Here is a 1,101-nt window from a genome sequence, read left to right as displayed (position 1 = left end):
GCGTTGAAGGCCCAGGCCGCCGCGAAGTACGCGGACAATGTCCAGGCAATGGCACCTCCCACCATGTCCGCGCAGGCGCAGGAGGCGTCGACGGCTGCGGAGATCGCGTGCGTGCTGACCATCGGGCCGCGCGCGGCCAGTGTGTTCCTGTCGGACTCCCGTGAGCTGACCAGCCGTTTGCTGCTGACGCTGTCCGCGCTGAAGGCCGGCACCATGTCCTGGCAGCACGCCCGGGTGATGGTGGACGAAACCGCCAGCCTCGATCCCGCAGGGGCCACGGCTCTGGAAGCGCACTTCCTGGACCCCGCCGCACCAAACCCGGACAGTGGCTGCCCCGCCGGGGAAATGCCCGCCTCCCGGTTCCGGCACAAAGCCCGGATCTGGCGCGAACGCCACCACGAAGAGAGCATCGAGAAGCGGCACGCCAAAGGTGTTCTGGACCGGCGGGTCGAGTACACGCCGGACAGGGACGGCATGGCCTGGCTCTCGGCCTACCTCCCCGCGGACCAGGCCGCGGCGACCTGGAACCGCATCACCGCCATCTCCCGGGGCCTGCAGGGACCCGACGAGAAACGCAACCTCACCCAGATCCGGGCCGACGTGTATGCCGCCGCCCTCCTCGGCAGCGGGACCGGCCACAGCGTTGACGACGCCGGCGCCGGCGGGAACGTGGAAGGAGAGGATCACGGGCAGGTCCGCACGCCGCGGGCCGAGGTCCTGGTGACAGTGCCGGTGTTTTCGCTGCTCGGCGCCACCGACGAACCGGCCATGCTCGACGGATACGGGCCGATCCCCGCATCGATGGCCAGGGACCTCGTGGCCAACGGGGCGGAATCCTTCTACCGGGTCCTGGTTGACCCGCGCGACGGGGCGTCGCTTGAGATCAGCCGCAAGAGTTACCGGCCCACCAAGGCGATGCGCCGCTGGCTGCGGATGCGGGACGGCCGGTGCCCTTTCCCGGGATGTTCAAACCAATCCCTGGACAACGAAGCGGACCACCTCCGCCCTTGGCACCAGGGCGGAACCACCGGCGTGTCGAACCTGGGAAATCCATGTCCCCGTCACCACCGGCTCAGACACACCAGCGGGTGGAGACCTACC

General features: G+C 69.3%; 1 protein-coding gene. It reads left to right on the top strand.

Features of this window, described 5'->3' with window-relative positions:
* Positions 1–1,101: HNH endonuclease signature motif containing protein (locus EYS21_RS23240; protein WP_131135598.1), on the top strand; the 1,101-nt coding region annotated here is incomplete at both ends.

It is taken from the genome of Arthrobacter sp. S39 (genome assembly GCF_004320525.1).
Classification (GTDB): Bacteria; Actinomycetota; Actinomycetes; order Actinomycetales; family Micrococcaceae; genus Arthrobacter.
The sequence above is the reverse complement of the archived record's forward strand: the minus strand, read 5'-3'. Positions and strand labels throughout refer to the sequence as shown.